Annotated in this window: 12 protein-coding genes; 3 read left to right on the forward strand and 9 right to left on the reverse strand. The window is 59.0% G+C overall.

The window, feature by feature from the left end; translation table 11 throughout:
- Positions 1–4: 4 nt before the first annotated feature.
- Positions 5–1,537: a glutamine-hydrolyzing GMP synthase gene (guaA, locus tag dmul_RS10045; RefSeq protein WP_020875047.1), complete on the reverse strand. Its 1,533-nt coding sequence runs from the start codon at positions 1,535–1,537 to the stop codon at positions 5–7.
- 281 nt (positions 1,538–1,818) lie between these two features.
- Between guaA and dmul_RS10050 the strand changes: the two genes are divergently transcribed.
- A complete protein-coding gene (locus tag dmul_RS10050; RefSeq protein ID WP_020875048.1) occupies positions 1,819–2,580 on the forward strand; it encodes a phosphoribosylanthranilate isomerase in 762 nt (253 codons plus the stop codon).
- Between the two features lie 63 nt (positions 2,581–2,643).
- A complete protein-coding gene (gene efp, locus dmul_RS10055; protein WP_020875049.1) occupies positions 2,644–3,207 on the forward strand; it encodes an elongation factor P in 564 nt (187 codons plus the stop codon).
- A 38-nt stretch (positions 3,208–3,245) separates the two neighbouring features.
- On the opposite strand, the gene pyk is transcribed toward efp, so the two are convergent.
- The 8 genes from pyk to dmul_RS10095 all read right to left on the reverse strand — a co-directional run bounded on the left by pyk (position 3,246) and on the right by dmul_RS10095 (position 13,746).
- Positions 3,246–4,652: a pyruvate kinase gene (pyk, locus tag dmul_RS10060; protein WP_020875050.1), complete on the reverse strand. Its 1,407-nt coding sequence runs from the start codon at positions 4,650–4,652 to the stop codon at positions 3,246–3,248.
- Positions 4,653–4,694: 42 nt separating this feature from the next.
- Positions 4,695–6,155, reverse strand: coding sequence for a DNA polymerase III subunit delta (locus tag dmul_RS10065; protein WP_144016423.1), 1,461 nt, complete (start codon positions 6,153–6,155; stop codon positions 4,695–4,697).
- 21 nt (positions 6,156–6,176) lie between these two features.
- Positions 6,177–6,668 carry a signal peptidase II gene (lspA, locus tag dmul_RS10070; protein WP_327078306.1) on the reverse strand — a complete coding sequence of 164 codons (492 nt, stop codon included), beginning with the start codon at positions 6,666–6,668 and terminating at the stop codon, positions 6,177–6,179.
- 90 nt (positions 6,669–6,758) lie between these two features.
- Complete coding sequence (gene ileS, locus dmul_RS10075) at positions 6,759–9,560, reverse strand: isoleucine--tRNA ligase (protein ID WP_020875053.1); 2,802 nt, start codon at positions 9,558–9,560, stop codon at positions 6,759–6,761.
- A gap of 289 nt (positions 9,561–9,849) precedes the next feature.
- The gene (locus dmul_RS10080) at positions 9,850–10,284 is read right to left on the reverse strand and encodes a hypothetical protein (protein ID WP_020875054.1); all 435 of its coding nucleotides are present in this window, start codon (positions 10,282–10,284) and stop codon (positions 9,850–9,852) included.
- A 140-nt stretch (positions 10,285–10,424) separates the two neighbouring features.
- Positions 10,425–10,895 (reverse strand): PTS sugar transporter subunit IIA, encoded by a 471-nt coding sequence (locus dmul_RS10085; protein ID WP_020875055.1) that lies wholly within the window; start codon positions 10,893–10,895, stop codon positions 10,425–10,427.
- 138 nt (positions 10,896–11,033) lie between these two features.
- A complete protein-coding gene (locus dmul_RS10090; RefSeq protein ID WP_020875056.1) occupies positions 11,034–11,981 on the reverse strand; it encodes a YbgA family protein in 948 nt (315 codons plus the stop codon).
- A 223-nt stretch (positions 11,982–12,204) separates the two neighbouring features.
- Positions 12,205–13,746 (reverse strand): DUF2867 domain-containing protein, encoded by a 1,542-nt coding sequence (locus tag dmul_RS10095; RefSeq protein ID WP_020875057.1) that lies wholly within the window; start codon positions 13,744–13,746, stop codon positions 12,205–12,207.
- A 164-nt stretch (positions 13,747–13,910) separates the two neighbouring features.
- On the opposite strand from dmul_RS10095, the gene dmul_RS10100 reads away from it, so the two are divergent.
- Positions 13,911–15,311: a deoxyribodipyrimidine photo-lyase gene (locus dmul_RS10100; RefSeq protein ID WP_020875058.1), complete on the forward strand. Its 1,401-nt coding sequence runs from the start codon at positions 13,911–13,913 to the stop codon at positions 15,309–15,311.
- Positions 15,312–15,371 lie beyond the last annotated feature (60 nt).

Below are 15,371 nucleotides of genomic sequence, written 5' to 3' on the forward strand. Positions count from 1 at the left end.
TCCGTTATTCCCATTCAATGGTTGCGGGCGGCTTGGAGCTGATGTCGTAAACAACCCGGTTGACGCCTTTCACTTCGTTGATGATGCGGTTGGAAATCGTCCCCAGAAGATCATGGGGCAACCTGGCCCAGTCGGCGGTCATGGCATCCCTGCTGGTGACGGCCCGGACGGCCAGGATGTTCTCATAGGTCCGCTGATCCCCCATGACCCCGACGCTCTTGATAGGCAGCAATACCGCGAAGGATTGCCAGAGTTTGCGGTAATATCCGCTCTTTCGAATCTCCTCCAGCAGAACGGCATCGGCCTCTCTGAGAACATCGAGACGCTCTCTCGTGATCTCCCCCAGGACCCGAATGGCGAGTCCGGGACCTGGAAAGGGTTGTCGCCAGACCAGCTCCTCATCCAGGCCGAGGGCTTCACCCAGCTGGCGGACCTCGTCCTTGAAAAGGAACTTGAGGGGCTCCACCAGCTTGAGCTGCATCTTCTCGGGCAGTCCGCCGACGTTGTGATGGGATTTGATCACGGCGGTGGGCCCGCCAAAGGGCGAAACGGACTCGATGATGTCGGGGTAGAGGGTGCCCTGTGCCAGAAATTCGACATCCGTGATCTTTCGGGCCTCGGCCTCGAAGACATCCATGAAGATCCTGCCGATGATCTTTCGCTTCCGCTCCGGATCGGCCACGCCGGAAAGGGCGTCGAGAAACAGATCGCTTGCTTCGACGAAGCGGATGTTCATCCTGAGGTGTTGCCGAAGCGATACCTTCAGCTTTTCCATCTCGTTTTTTCGAAGCAGGCCGTTGTCGACGAAGATGCAGGTAAGGTTCGATCCAATGGCCCGGTGAATCAACAGTCCGGTGACGGAGGAGTCGACGCCGCCGCTCAGCCCCAGGATCACCTTTTTGTCGCCGACCTGCTCACGGATGGCCGCGACGGCCTCCTCGGCAAACGATGTCATGGTCCATTCCGGTTTGCATCCGCAGATGTCAAAGAGGAAATTTTCGAGAATCCGCTTCCCTTTGGGAGTGTGCTCCACCTCGGGGTGAAATTGGAGCCCGAACAGCCGCTTCCCGGGATGGGCCACGGCCGCAATTTTCGTGTTCCGGGTGGACCCGATGATCTCGAATCCCGGCGGCAGGGTTTCGGCGGCGTCTCCGTGGCTCATCCAGCACGGCATGGTTCGCTCCGATATCCCCTTGAAAAGTCCCTCGGATTGCCCGGCGGTAAACTCGGCAAATCCGTATTCCCGTTTTCCCGCGCCCCGCACCTTTCCCCCCAGGACATCGATCATGAACTGCATGCCGTAACAGATGCCGAGCACGGGAATGCCCAGTTCAAAGATCCCCGGATCCGTCCTGGGACTGTTTTCGGCGTAGATGCTCGACGGTCCGCCTGAAAGGATGATGCCCTCCGGACGGAGCGCCTTGATCTCGTCCAGGGTAAGGGTGGGCGCCGTGATCTGGCAATATACCCGGCTCTCCCGAACCCTCCTGGCGATGAGCTGATTGTATTGCGAACCGAAATCGATGATGATAATCATGTCCTGTGGCTCCTGAGATTGGTGGGGGTATCGGGGCCTGACCGGTCAACCCCATTGAATCACGTCGTTTCCGCATTAAACGGTTTGCGGAAACAAGCCGAATATGGTAAACACCGCCCTAAAAGTCAACTTAAATCGTAACCCGACCGGCCGTCGTCCGCCGGCGCTGAAGGCCTGACGACGGCGGTGCCCGACAGCCGACGTCGGGCGCGGAAACACTGACCGTCAACCCTTATTGTATCCCGAACCTTTTTTTGCCGTTACGCGATGATTGCCGTCGAATGATTGTCCAGATTTACGAGATTCAGACACCCGAGGAGACGGAAACGCTGGTTTCCATGGGCGTCGATCACATCGGGAGCGTGTTGACGAGTGAATCCGGATGGCGGGATGCCGGCGTCAAAGCGGCTGTCGATGCCTCCCGCGGACGCGCCCGCCACAGCATCATCCCGCTTTTCAACACCCCGGAAACCGTGTTCCGGGTCCTCGACCATTATCAGCCGGAGTATGTCCATTTCTGCGATGCCCTGTCCGACGGGCCAGGGATCTTACCGGAATGCCGTAATATGATCCTTCTGCAGGAGCAGATTCGACGGCGCTATCCGAACGTCGGCATCATCCGGGCGATTCCCGTCGGGCCTTCGGGAAGGGGAGGGGCGGTGCCCAGCCTCGCGCTGGCGGAGATGTTCGCGCCGATCAGCGATATCTTCCTGACGGACACCCTGGTTCTCGCGCCTTCGGGTTCACAGGATCGTCAGCCCGTAAAGGGATTTGTCGGCATCACGGGCCGGACTTGCGACTGGTGCGTCGCAAAGGCGCTGGCGGCATGGAGCCCGATTCCCGTCATTCTGGCCGGAGGCCTTTCGCCCGAGAACGTGCATGAGGCCGTCCTTGCCGTTCGACCCGCGGGAGTCGACTCCTGCACCGGCACCAATGCCCTGGATGCCAAAGGCCGCCCCATCCGTTTCCGAAAAGACATGGCGCGTGTGCGACGGTTTATCGACGAAGCCCGCAGGGCCGCCGCGCCCGATCCCATATCCTGAGTTTTTTTCACCTTAACAGTTTTCACCTTAACAATCCACATGCTTCAGGAGGAAAGACCCAACATGTATGAAAGCAGCGACCTGAGAAAAGGTCTTAAAATCGAAATCGACGGTGATCCTTATATCATAACGCAATTTTCGTTTGTCAAGCCCGGCAAGGGACAGGCGCTTTACAAGTGCAAGCTCAAGAACATGGTCACCGGGAATCAATTCGAGCGAACCTACCGTTCGGGGGACAAATTCAACGAGGCCAATCTGGAAGAGCAGGAGATGGAATATCTGTATCACGACGGTACCACCTATTGTTTCATGAACACCTCCAATTATGAGCAGGTACTGATGACCGAGGACCAAGTCGGCGACAGCAAGAATTTCCTCAAGGACAACACGGTCTGTAACGTCCTCCTCTTCGAGGGGAAACCCATCGGCCTGACCCTGCCAAACTTTGTGGACCTTCGGGTGATCGAGGCCGAGCCCTGGGCCAAGGGGGACACCGCTGCCGGCAGCACCAAGCCCGCCACCCTGGAAACCGGGTACGTGCTTCAGGTGCCGCCGTTCATCAATGAAGGCGAAATGCTGCGCATCGATACCCGGACCGGGGAATATGTCGAGCGCGTGAAAGAATAGCCTGCCGCGGGTGGGCGCCGTTCTGCCGGTTGTGGGTGCTACAACTGCTTCACCCGTATCATGTTGGTGGTGCCCGCGGCCCAGACGGGATGTCCGGTGGTGATGACCACCAGGTCGCCCGGTTGGACGTTTCCGGTCCCGATAGCCGAGATCGCAGCCTTCTCGATGCGCTCGTCGGTGTTCCGGGTTTCCTCGACGTAGCTGGGTATGCATCCCCAGAAGAGGGCGAGTCGACGGATCGTTCCGGGTTCGGGCGATAGGGCGATAAGCCGACATCCGGGCCTGAAACGGGAAATCTGCATGGCCGTGAACCCCGATCTCGTGGTGGCCACTATGGCGGCGGCATCCAGATGGTTGGCCAGAACACACGAGGCATGGGCCACGGATTCGGACACGTCTTTGTGCGGCATCATGCCAAGGAAGCGCCGATGCGGGAAATTGCTTTCGGCACTGACCACGATGCGCGCCATGAATCGCACCGCCTCCACCGGGAAGTCCCCGCTGGCCGATTCCTCCGAAAGCATGATGGCGTCGGCGCCGTCCAGAACGGCATTGGCGACGTCGGTGGCCTCGGCCCGGGTCGGTCTCGGCGCCTTGACCATGGATCGCAGCATCTGCGTGGCGATGATCACCGGCTTGCCTTTGGCATTGGCTGCGGAGACCAGTCGTTTCTGGATGCCCGGAACGTTCTCCAAAGGAATCTCGACGCCCAGATCCCCCCGGGCCACCATGATCCCGTCGCACGCAGCCATGATCTCGTCCATGTTGGCGATGGCTTCGTGTTTTTCGATCTTGGCGATAACCGGGGTGTCCTTTCCCGCGGCGGCGATAATCTCTTTCAACTCCCGGATATCCCGGGCCTGTCTGACAAACGACAAGGCGACGTAGTCCACGTCGTTTTCCAGGCCGAAGGCCAGATCCTCACGATCCTTGTCGGTCAGGGCTTTCACCTTGACGCTGCCGGTGGGCAGATTGACGCCCTTGTGGGAGGTGAGGACGCCGCCTGTGATCACCTCGCATCGGATTTCGTCGGCAAGTGTCTCTTTGACGGTCAACTCCATCATGCCGTCGGCGAGAAGGATGACGTCGCCCGCTCGAACCTCCCGGTGCAGATCCGGATAGGAAACCGATACCCGTTCCTGGGTACCCGCCACATTCCGACTGGTTAAATACAGGGTCTGGCCGGGCTCGATGCGGATCCCCGGCTCGGGGATGTCGCCGACCCGAATCTTGGGACCGCAGAGGTCCTGAAGAATGGCCACCGGTTTTTTCAGGGTATCGGACAGACCCCGAACGGTCTCGATCATGCGGCGGTGTTCTTCATGGGTGCCGTGGGAGAAATTGAGGCGGGCCACGCTCATGCCGCTGTCGATGAGCTCCCGAAGCACTTGAGGGGAGCTGCTGGCAGGGCCGATGGTACAGATGATTTTGGTTTTGGGAATCATGCTGTTCTCCTTGATTGATTGAGGCTGAAGACGACCTGACCGTCATCGGCCCCGGCAGATTCGGATGATGACCGATTCCAGAAGCCGCCTCGGGGACCCCCCGGACGTTTTAAGATTTATGTCGGTCTCTTGCAGATTCTTCAGGATCTCGATCAGTTCGGCGAGGGTGAAGCGTTCGGCATTTTTGAGCAACAAGTAGACGGGATAGGGACTGCGGCCTTTGGGGGCCATGAGCAGATCGGTCCTGGGTTTGGCCGCGCCTCGCCGGAGCTTCTTGGAAACATCCGGGCCGTCGGCGTCCAATTCACGGGTTTCGTCCCACTCGGACAAGGCTGTCAGAAGGGCCTCGTCGTATGCCGTCACTGCGGGCATGACGGACCGCTGAAAATCGGTGTAGCTGATGCCCCTTTTCCATGTCGATCCCCCCGGGCTCGTCATGAACCCCAATGCCAGGACCATCCGCCGCACGGCGTTGACCATGGCCGCCAGGATTTGCAGCGGCACCAACCCTTCTTCCAGAAGGGCGTCCAGGTAGAATAGGGCGTTTTCGACATTCCGTTCAGAAAGGGCGCCGGTCAATTCGTACACCGGATCCCGGCGTGTCCGTCTGAGAACCGCCGCCACATCCGGCGCCGTGATGATCGGTGCGTCCCCGGTAAAGCGGATCAGTTTTTCCAGGCCCGTCGTCAAACCGCGAAGATCGAAGCCGATCATCTCCAGCATCATCCGCCAGGCGGCAGGCGCCATCTGTTTCCGGCTTTCCGAAAGGATGGATCGGGCGTGATCGGCCAGCAGGGCCTCTCGAGCCGCGACATCCTTTCGTCCGGACCCCATGGGTACCGAACAGTTCACGACCACGCCTTTTTCCAGGATGGTCTTGTAGAGCCCGCGACGTCTGTCGACGAGATCTGTAGTGATGAGCAGATAATTGCCGGTTGGGAACCCCCCTTCCACCGCCTGCTGCAGGTCGGCGGATCGATCCGTATCGGCCGGGGAAGAAAGCCCCTTTTCAAGGCACCAGGCCGACAACGTCGCAACCCATGCGCCGTCCCCCCAGATATCCGGGTCCATTCGGCCACCCTTGGCGTCGGACGCCAGAAGCCCTGCGTCCGCGGGCGAAAGACCCACGAGCCCCAGGGCGGCCAGAAAATGCCGGGCAGCCTTTGGGACCTGTTCGTCATCCATGGCCTCCCGGGCTTTCCGGAACAATTTCTGATGGTCTTCCCGTGAATAGAAGATCCGGGAATCCATGAGCGCAATGACACGCGCGACGGAGAAGAGTGAAAAGGTGCTGACCCGCTCGACGGCGAGCCCGATGTCGTCGTTATCGACGATATCGTAAGATACGGACCTCTCGGGGCCGGGAAGCAGGCGGTTTACCAACCCGTCGGCCGCGTCCTTGCAAAGGGCCTCCTCCCCGTGAATCAGCCAGATCCGGGCAAGCTTGTCCGTCGGGGTTTCGCCGAGGTACTGCTTGAAACGGTTGTACGGTATCTCAGGCATGGGCATGGGGCCCTTTCGGTGCTATTCCGGCATCCGGTTGAACACCAGGTGGACAACAAAAATACTCACACCGATGGTGATGGCGCTGTCCGCCGCGTTGAATGCCGGCCAGTGGGCGTTGCCGATGTGGAAATCAAGAAAATCGACGACCCTGCCGAATCGGAATCGATCGATAAGATTGCCGACCGCACCCCCGAAGATCAGAGCCAATCCGGCAGCCAGCCATGGATGGGTTTTGGGCGTCTTGTGATGGAAGTAGAGGACGATCGCTGCCGCGACCGAGGACAGAATCAAAAAAACGCCCTTTCGAATCCAGGGTGCCTGGTCGGCCAGGAGTCCGAAGGCTCCGCCGGGGTTCTGTATGTGGGTAATGCTGAAAAGATTCGGTATCACCGGTATAGAATCGAACAGCGGTATGGCGTTCAGAATATAGGCCTTGGTGACCTGGTCGATGACGATGACGGCACCACTGATCAGAACCAGTCGAAGATATTTGCGATTGTCGATGGGAATCCGCTCCTTTAGGGCCGCCGGGACCGTCCATGGCTTGCGGCGGCAGAAAAAAGGGGGGGGACGACAACAGCGTCCTCCCCCGACATTCCGTTACAGGGCATCGATCTGGGATTTGCAGCGGCTGCAGATGGTCGGCGCGTCGGCGATGGTACCCACCGTGAGGTCGTGCACCCAGCAGCGTTCACATTTTTCACCGGGAGCCGTCGATACGTCGATGGCGAGCCCATCGATCTCCTTGCTGAGAAAACCCGCTTCGAAGGGCGCCTTGGCGAGTTCAATTTGTGAAACGATGAAGTACGTGTGCAGGTCGGCCTCATGGGCCTGCAGGACCGCCAGGAGATCGCCCGAGGCCCCGATGGTGACCCTGGCATCCAGGGGGTGGCCGATCTCTTTTTTGGCCCGCGATGCCTCGAGGGCCTTGGTGACCTCCCCCCGGACCATGATCAACTGCCGCCATTGCCGCGCCAGGGCGTCGTTTTTCCAGGCCGGATCGGCATCGGGCATGGCGTGCAGGTGAACGCTTTCGGGCCGCCCCGTCACATCCGGCATATGGGCCCAGACCTCTTCGGCGGTGAAGGGCAGGATGGGCGCCATCAACCGTACCACCGCATCCAGAATCCGGTACATGGCCGTCTGGGCACTCCGCCGTTCGATCGAATCGGGGGGCGACGTATAGAGCCGGTCTTTGAGAATGTCGAGATAAAAGGATGACAGATCGACCGTGCAGTAGTTGTGAAGCGCATGATAAATGACATGAAACTCGTAGGCATCATAGGCCTTTCGTCCTTTTTCCACCAGAGCGCCAAGGGTGTGCAGTGCGTATTTGTCGATGTCGAGCATCATGTCATAAGTTACGGCATTTTGGGTCGGCATAAAATCAGACAGGTTTCCCAACATGAATCGACAGGTGTTTCGAATCCGCCGGTAGGCGTCGCTCAACTGTTTGAGGATCGTCTCGGAGATGCGAACGTCGTCACGGTAGTCGGAAGCGGAAACCCAGAGCCTCAGGATTTCGGCGCCGTATCTGTCGATCACCGCTTTGGGCGCCACCACATTGCCGACGGATTTGGACATCTTGCGTCCCTGCTCGTCTACGACAAAACCATGGGTCAGGACAGCTTTGTAAGGCGCCGCCTGTCGGTTCCCAACAGCCGTCAAAAGAGAGCTGTGAAACCATCCCCGGTGCTGGTCGCTGCCTTCCAGGTAAAGGTCCGCCGGCCAGGATAGATAGTCGCGGGCTTCCAGAACCGCGGCATGGCTGACGCCCGAGTCGAACCAGACATCCAGGATATCGGTCTCCTTGGTGAAGGTGCGGCCGCCGCATTTGCCGCAGACCGTCCCGGCCGGCACCAGGTCGGAAGCATCCCTTTCCAGCCACACATCGGCCCCGTGCTCCCGGAAAAGATTGTAGACATGCGCGACGATCTCCTCGCTCACGATCACCTCACCGCACGCTTCACAGAAAAAGACGGTTATCGGCACCCCCCAGGCGCGCTGCCGCGAAACACACCAGTCCGGCCGGTTCTGGATCATGCCGTAGATGCGCTCCCGCCCCCAGCTGGGTATCCATTGGACCCGGTCGATCTCCGCCAGGGAACGGTCTCTGAGCGCCGTCTTGTCCATGGAGATGAACCACTGGGGCGTCGCCCGGAAGATGACCGGCTGCTTGCAGCGCCAGCAGTGCGGATATGAGTGCCTGATGCCCTCTTCGGCCAGCAGCGCCCCGTTCTCCTGCAGCTTTTTGATGATCTCGGGGTTTGCCTTGAAGACGAACTGTCCCGCGAACAACCCCACATCTTCGGTGAAGCACCCCCGATCGTCCACGGGCGAATAAGCGTCGAGGTCGTATTTGAGACCCACCTCGTGGTCTTCCCTGCCGTGACCCGGCGCGGTATGGACACAACCCGTTCCGGCGTCGAGGGTGACGTGTTCGCCCAGAACGATAAGGGCGTCCCGGTCATAGAGGGGGTGAATGCACCGCTTATTTTCGAGGTCTTTCGCACGGATGTCCGAAACGATCGCGTAATCGGAGATGCCGAAGCGCTTCATGCAGTCCTCGACAAGGGTTTTTGCCAGGATCAGGGTTTCGCCGCCCCCCGTCTCCACCGCGGCATAATCAAATTCCGGATGAAGGGCGACGGCCAGGTTGGCCGGAATGGTCCAGGGCGTCGTAGTCCATATGACGATGGAAACGCGTTTGTCTTTCAGGACCGGACAGGCCTCGCCGAGGTCGTCCTTCATCCGGAATTTGACAAAGATGGAGGGCGACGGCTCATCCGCATACTCGATTTCGGCCTCGGCAAGGGCGGTTTGGCAGCTGTTGCACCAGTAAATGGGCTTCTTGCTGTGGAAAAGGCTGCCTTCCAGAGCGAACCGACCGCATTCTCTCGCGATGACGGCTTCGTATTCGTAATTCATGGTCAGATAGGGATTTTCCCACTCCCCCATGACCCCCAGCCGTTTGAACTCATTTCTTTGAATGTCGATGTATTTCTCGGCGTAGGCCCGACACAGCTTGCGGACCTCCACCTGACTCATGGTCTCCTTATTCTTTTTCTGTTTCTTCAATTCCTTATCGACATTGTGCTCGATGGGAAGGCCGTGACAGTCCCATCCGGGGACATAGGGCGCATCAAACCCGCTCATCTGCCGGGAACGGACGATGATATCCTTCAGAATCTTGTTCAGCGCGGTTCCAATGTGGATGTTTCCGTTGGCGTAAGGGGGGCCGTCATGAAGGATAAATTTTTTTCTGCCCGATGCGGCGGCCCGGATCTTCCGGTACAACCCCGCCGCTTCCCATTTTGCCAGTTGTTCGGGTTCCTTTTGCGCCAGATTCGCCTTCATGGGGAAAGCGGTGGCGGGTAGGTTAAGGGTTTTTTTGTAGTCCATTGAATCCTCGCCTGGTTTCGGATTGAGAGTGGTTTGCCGTTGGAATTGGAAAAACTAAACGGAATCGTCATAGGTGTCAAGAGATTGTTCCACCCACCGTTCAATTCAGGGCGGCACGGCTGGAATCCGTGAATTATTGCGGATGAGGACCGACCCGGCCGGGGTCGGGAGGCAGTGGGCAAGCGCCCGGAGAGGAACACGAAACCATTTTTGCGGCTGAATGCAGGATCGGGGAGCAGGCGAACGGCACTCACCCCGGCGGCGGATCATCCGCCGATCGTCTCCCGGTTCACAGGTGATCTCCGCAGGATCCCCCGTCACAGCCCTCATGAGACATCCCGCCCCCGCAGCCGCAGCCGCATGAACAGCCCCCGGAGACCTCCGCCATGGCCTTGATCACCTCCCGGCTCGACGCCGGCGACACATGATCAACGCGGGCGGTGAAGTGAATGATCTCATCGGCCTCCGTTGCGGGAAGCGACAGGTCAAGGTGCTCGAAAAAAGCATCCACCTGATGACGCGCCAGATGAAATACAGCGCTTCCTCCCGAGGGAATCCCGGACAATTCGTATTCAAACGGGGTCAGTCCTTCCTTGCCGATGCCATAAACAAATGTTATCGAGATCGGTTCCGGCGTCAGGTCGTTTCGACCGGCGGCGCGTCCGGCCGCCAGAGATATCGAGACTTTGTTCAATGGTGCTACGGCGTTCACCGCGGTCGTCATAAAAATTCTCCTGGGTTCATGGGTTCATCATTTCCGGGTTTCGTGACGGGGCGTGTGTCCAACCGCCCCGGAACATTTCCATGATAATACTTTTTGAAAAATTGGCAATGGGTTCGGGTCCGGAACGCGGTTGTCGAGTGCTATGATTCGTCCATGCCCTTTTCCACCGCCTCGATCTGCTGCCACAACATGCGGGGGGACACGACGCTGCGGATGGTGTTCAGCATCCCGGGGTTTTTACAGAGAGCGGATATACCGGCGAGCGCCTTCAAATGGCACGTGATCTCTTTTGCAGGGATCGCGAGGCCGAAAACGACGTCCACCGGCCGTCGGTCAAGGGCTTCGAAAGGGATGCCCGGCTTGAGACGGATCAGGACGATCACCATCTCCCCGATGACCGAAGACAGGGCGTGGGGAATCGCAATGCCGCCCCCGATGCCCGTGCTCATCAATTTTTCCCGCTTTTCAAGAACGTCATGAACCGCATCGACATCGACCGCGGCCTTGTGCCTCACGAAGGATTCGGCAATGAATTTCAGGACCGAGGCCTTGTCGGGCAACGGCATATCCAGATAAATACGGTCATGAGACAGGTATGCTGAAATTTGCATCGTATCCGATCCGGTGCGGTTATCGGCGATAACGTCCGGGGGGCGACGAATTATCGCTTCGTTTCTTCAAACGGCAGACACACCAGCCTTCTCCGGGGGATAGGCTTTCATGCCGTAAGGACGCCGGGGAGATCCGCGCTAGACATGGTTGCGCAGGTGCAGCTCGAGCGGGTGCGGATTGAGATAGTACTGCAATTTGAGATAGGGCTGATCGTATTTCCTCACGTAGTGGTTCAGCAGGGTGACGGGCACGATCAGCGGCACATGACCGTCTCGATACAGCTCGAAGATTTCCAGAATCTCCTGTTTTTCGTCCGGGGAAATATGCTTTTTGAAGTATCCCATAATGTGCTGCAGCACATTGACGTTCTTTTTGACGGTGGTTTTGAACTTCATGGCCTCTCCGATCATTGTCGGGTACCGGTCGTATTTTTCGCTGACCGTAAGACTGCCGTCTGCGACCAGTTTGCCCATATGTCGGTAATGATCGGGGCTGTGAGCCATGATCAGAAGCTTATGGCGGGTGTGAAAATCCACCAGCGCCCCCATTTTCCGCTCGCCGGCGAGAAGCTCCCGAAGCCGTTTGAAGACGAAAATGAGCTCGATGAAATGCTCACGCAGCCTGGGATCGTTGAGACGGCCGTCGTCTTCGACGGGCAGCAGGGGGAAATGGGACATGAACCGCGCGGCGAAAATCCCCACACCTTTTTTCACCGGCATCCCTTTCTCGCCGTAGACCTTCACCCGCTCCATGCCGCTGCTGGGGGATCCGCTTTTGAAAATAAAGCCGCACAGTCCCTCTTTTTCCAATTCGCGAACCCGTTTTTCCGCCCAGTCGACCATGCGCCGCGTTTGGTCGATCCGGCTGTTTCGGGTGACGAGTCGAAAGGCTTCCGGTGTTCCCTCCAGCCGCATCGCCTCCCTGGGAACACCCAGGCCGCACTCCACTTCCGGGCATACGGGAACGAAGGTCACATATTGACCGAGGGTATTCGTAATGAAACGGTCAAGTTTGTGGCCCCCGTCGTAGCGAACCTTCTCCCCCAGAAGACATTGGCTGACACCCAGCTTGATGGCGGCGGTCATAGCGCTTCTCCTTTTTCGGTTTTTAAAGACTGAAGGCTGAAGACTGAAGGCTGAAGGGGTGCATCTGTGACGACCGCGGCGTTAAAATCACCGCTGAAAGGGTTTGCCATACCCCCATAACCACTGACATCCTGCAACGCCCCCGAAATGTCCATCTTTAGTGTCCCAACACCGCCTAACCTCTCTTGCCCCTGTTTTTCCTATAGTCTTCAGCCTTCAGCCTTCAGTCTCTAATCTCCCAGGGCGGGGGACAGGTGTCCGGAATTTTGGGGGTGAAGCGCCGAGGGGTTGAGACGATCGGCTTTCCGACGGCGCGGGCAAGACCTTCCAGCATACCTCTGAAAACCCACTGATGTCCGGGATAGAGGACATACCAGTAGAGGAGCCCCCCCAGTCCTTTGGGCACAAATCGAGACAGAAATTCAATTTCGGTTTCGCCGTCACGGGGATGGAGCCGGATGTCGAAAACAGCCTCGCCGGGGAGTTTCATCTCCGCCGTCAGGAGAAGCCGTCGTTCGGGCACCATTTCGAGAACCCGCCAGAAATCGAGCGCGTCGCCCACCTGGAGACAGTCTGGGTGGCGGCGGCCCCGACGCAGCCCGACGCCGCCGATCCAGCGATCCACCGCTCCCCGCAGTCGCCAGAGAAGATCTCCGAAATACCATCCCGTATCACCACCGATTTTTGCGACGGCCGGCCAGACCTCCCCCGGTCCGGCGTGGATCCCCACACGGTACCCACATTCCAGAATCGTGCCGCCGGTGTACTGGGCATCGCCGCAATAGGCCCATTCCGGGGGAATGAGGCATCCTGCATCGGACCAGCACGTCTCCACGCGGTCCGCCCGGCTGCTTTCAACGGCCGTCCGAATCGTCTCGCGGCAGGTGTAGAGCCGCTGGGGAATGACAGTCCGGATGCGTTCATCGCCGCACACCGATTCGTTGCGAAGACCTTCGATGAGGGGTCTTGCAAGATCCGCGGGCACCGGCGTCATTCGATGAATCAGAAAGGCGCTCAGCGCCGGGGACACGAACGGGACCGGAATGATGTGCCGGCGCGGCAGCCCGGCTTCCTCAGCATAGATTTCAGCCAGGCGGCGATAGGATATCACGTCCGGTCCGCCGATATCGAAGGTCTGCCCCAAGACGGCCTCGGTTTCGAGACATCCCTTGAGGTATAGGAGGACGTTGCGGATGGATATGGGCTGGTTCAGGGTTTCGACCCAGCGGGGGGCGAGCATTACGGGGAACCGTTCGACGACATAGCGAAGTATCTCGAAAGAGGCGCTGCCGGCCCCCAGAATCGCCCCGGCTCTGAGGTCGGTTACGGGGACGCTTCCGGATTTCAGGATCCCGGCAACCTCCTTCCGGGATGCCAGGTGCTCGCTGAGCCGATGATGCCCGGCTTCGGCCAACCCCCCGAGATAGATGACGCGGTCCATTCCGGCATCCGCGGCCGCGTCGGCCATATGGCGGGCACCGGTCCGGTCCGCCCGGGCGAAGTCCAGGCCCGCCGCCGTCATGGAATGGACCAGGTAAACCGCCGCTCGACAGCCCCGGGCCGCGGTCCGCAGGGATTCGAAATCGAGGACGTCCCCCGCGATCATTTCGAAATTCGGGTGGTTCGCCCACGAGCGGGCCGCCATTTTGGAAAAGGATCGCCCCATGGCCCTGACACGGTAACCGGACTCGAGGAGCAGGGGTACCAGTCTTCCACCGACGTATCCGGTTGATCCGATGACAAGTACGGGTTTCTCTGATATCATATGTTTTCCGACCGCTTCGTTATGCCCGACGACGTCTGAATCGTCTGGGCGGATGTTGGTCGTCCACGCCCGACGACGGCCGCAAGTTTTGTGAAATTATACCGCTTCCGTGCGGCAAATCAAGCAAATAAAGAGAAGACGCCCCGGCAGAGAGGAAAAGACCCATGAAGATTCCCCAGGAGATGATCCGCCCCATGAACCGAAGGCCCCCATCCCCCGGAGATTTCGTTCTTTACTGGATGCAGCAGTCCCAGCGCGCCGAATGCAACCCCGCCCTCGAATACGCCGTCGAAACGGCAAATCGGCATCGGCGGCCCCTGCTGGTGGTCTTTGGTCTCAGCAGCGGATACCCCGAAGCCAACCGACGGCACTACACCTTCATGCTGGAGGGTCTGGCGGAAACCCGGGCCGCGCTGGCCGGTCGCGGCATCCATCTGGCAATTCACGTCGGACATCCCCCCGATGTGGCGTTGGCCGCAGGCCGTCGCGCCGTCGCGATCATCTGCGATCAAGGGTATCTTCGACACCAGCGCCAATGGCGGGCCGAGGTGGCCGGGGCCGCCGCATGCCCGGTGATCCAGGTGGACGGCGACGCTGTTTTGCCGGTGGCAACGCTCTACCCCAAGGCGGCTTACAACGCCCGGATCCTCCGCATGAAAATCCAGGAACTGTTGTGGGCGTTTCTCTATGAGCTTGAAGAAATCCCTTTGAAGATATCCTCCTCCCACATCGACCCGGCGGATATCCTGAACGCCGAAGACGTCGCCCTCGATTCTCCGGACGATCTACTGAAAATGATAGGTCTGGACGATCTATCCGTGCCGCCAAGCCTCTTTTTCACCGGCGGCACCGCCCATGCCAAACGCCGGTTCGAAGACTTCCTCCATCGCAGCCTTGCGGTCTATGACCGTCACGCAAACCAGCCGCAGCTGGACGACGTCTCCCACATGAGTCCTTATCTTCATTTCGGACAGATATCACCCCTGTGGCTGGCGATGAAGGTTCATGCCGTGCAACGGGATTGTCCTGAGGGGGCGGCGGCCTTTCTGGAAGAGCTCATTGTCCGACGCGAGCTGGCCGTCAACCATGTCTGGTACGCCAAAGGGTACGATCGATACGAAACCTTGCCGTCGTGGGCTCGAAAAACCCTTGACGCGCATCGGGGCGACAATCGTCCGGCACTTTACGGGCCGGACGAGCTGGAAAAGGCCGAAACTCATGATCCTTACTGGAACGCCGCCATGAAGGAGATGATCCATACCGGCTTCATGCACAATTACATGCGGATGTACTGGGGTAAAAAGGTGCTTGAATGGAGCGAAACGCCCGAAGTCGCATTCGAACGGCTCATCAGGCTCAACAATCGGTACTTCATCGACGGCCGGGATCCCAATTCCTACGCAGGCATCGGGTGGATTTTCGGTCTCCACGACCGGGCCTGGAAGGAACGGCCTGTTTTCGGCAAGATTCGGTACATGGCCGCCTCGGGTCTTGAGCGAAAATGCGATATCCGGGCCTATGTCCGAAAGGTCGACCGGATGGTCGCCGCCGCTCCGGGGCCTTGAAAGACGAAATTTTTCGGAGCGACGCCGTCATCTGCGCCGAAACCCTGGAGACGCATCCAT

This window comes from Desulfococcus multivorans (assembly GCF_001854245.1).
Classification (GTDB): Bacteria; Desulfobacterota; Desulfobacteria; order Desulfobacterales; family Desulfococcaceae; genus Desulfococcus; species Desulfococcus multivorans.

Excerpts from the sequence above, each read along its gene's own strand:
- dmul_RS10090 (WP_020875056.1), bottom strand. The coding sequence starts at position 11,981 with ATGACCGCCGCCATCAAGCTGGGTGTCAGCCAATGTCTTCTGGGGGAG.
- efp (WP_020875049.1), top strand. The coding sequence starts at position 2,644 with ATGTATGAAAGCAGCGACCTGAGAAAAGGTCTTAAAATCGAAATCGAC.
- pyk (WP_020875050.1), bottom strand. The coding sequence starts at position 4,652 with ATGATTCCCAAAACCAAAATCATCTGTACCATCGGCCCTGCCAGCAGC.
- dmul_RS10085 (WP_020875055.1), bottom strand. The coding sequence starts at position 10,895 with ATGCAAATTTCAGCATACCTGTCTCATGACCGTATTTATCTGGATATG.
- ileS (WP_020875053.1), bottom strand. The coding sequence starts at position 9,560 with ATGGACTACAAAAAAACCCTTAACCTACCCGCCACCGCTTTCCCCATG.
- dmul_RS10080 (WP_020875054.1), bottom strand. The coding sequence starts at position 10,284 with ATGACGACCGCGGTGAACGCCGTAGCACCATTGAACAAAGTCTCGATA.
- dmul_RS10095 (WP_020875057.1), bottom strand. The coding sequence starts at position 13,746 with ATGATATCAGAGAAACCCGTACTTGTCATCGGATCAACCGGATACGTC.
- dmul_RS10065 (WP_144016423.1), bottom strand. The coding sequence starts at position 6,155 with ATGCCTGAGATACCGTACAACCGTTTCAAGCAGTACCTCGGCGAAACC.
- dmul_RS10100 (WP_020875058.1), top strand. The coding sequence starts at position 13,911 with ATGAAGATTCCCCAGGAGATGATCCGCCCCATGAACCGAAGGCCCCCA.
- dmul_RS10050 (WP_020875048.1), top strand. The coding sequence starts at position 1,819 with ATGATTGTCCAGATTTACGAGATTCAGACACCCGAGGAGACGGAAACG.
- guaA (WP_020875047.1), bottom strand. The coding sequence starts at position 1,537 with ATGATTATCATCATCGATTTCGGTTCGCAATACAATCAGCTCATCGCC.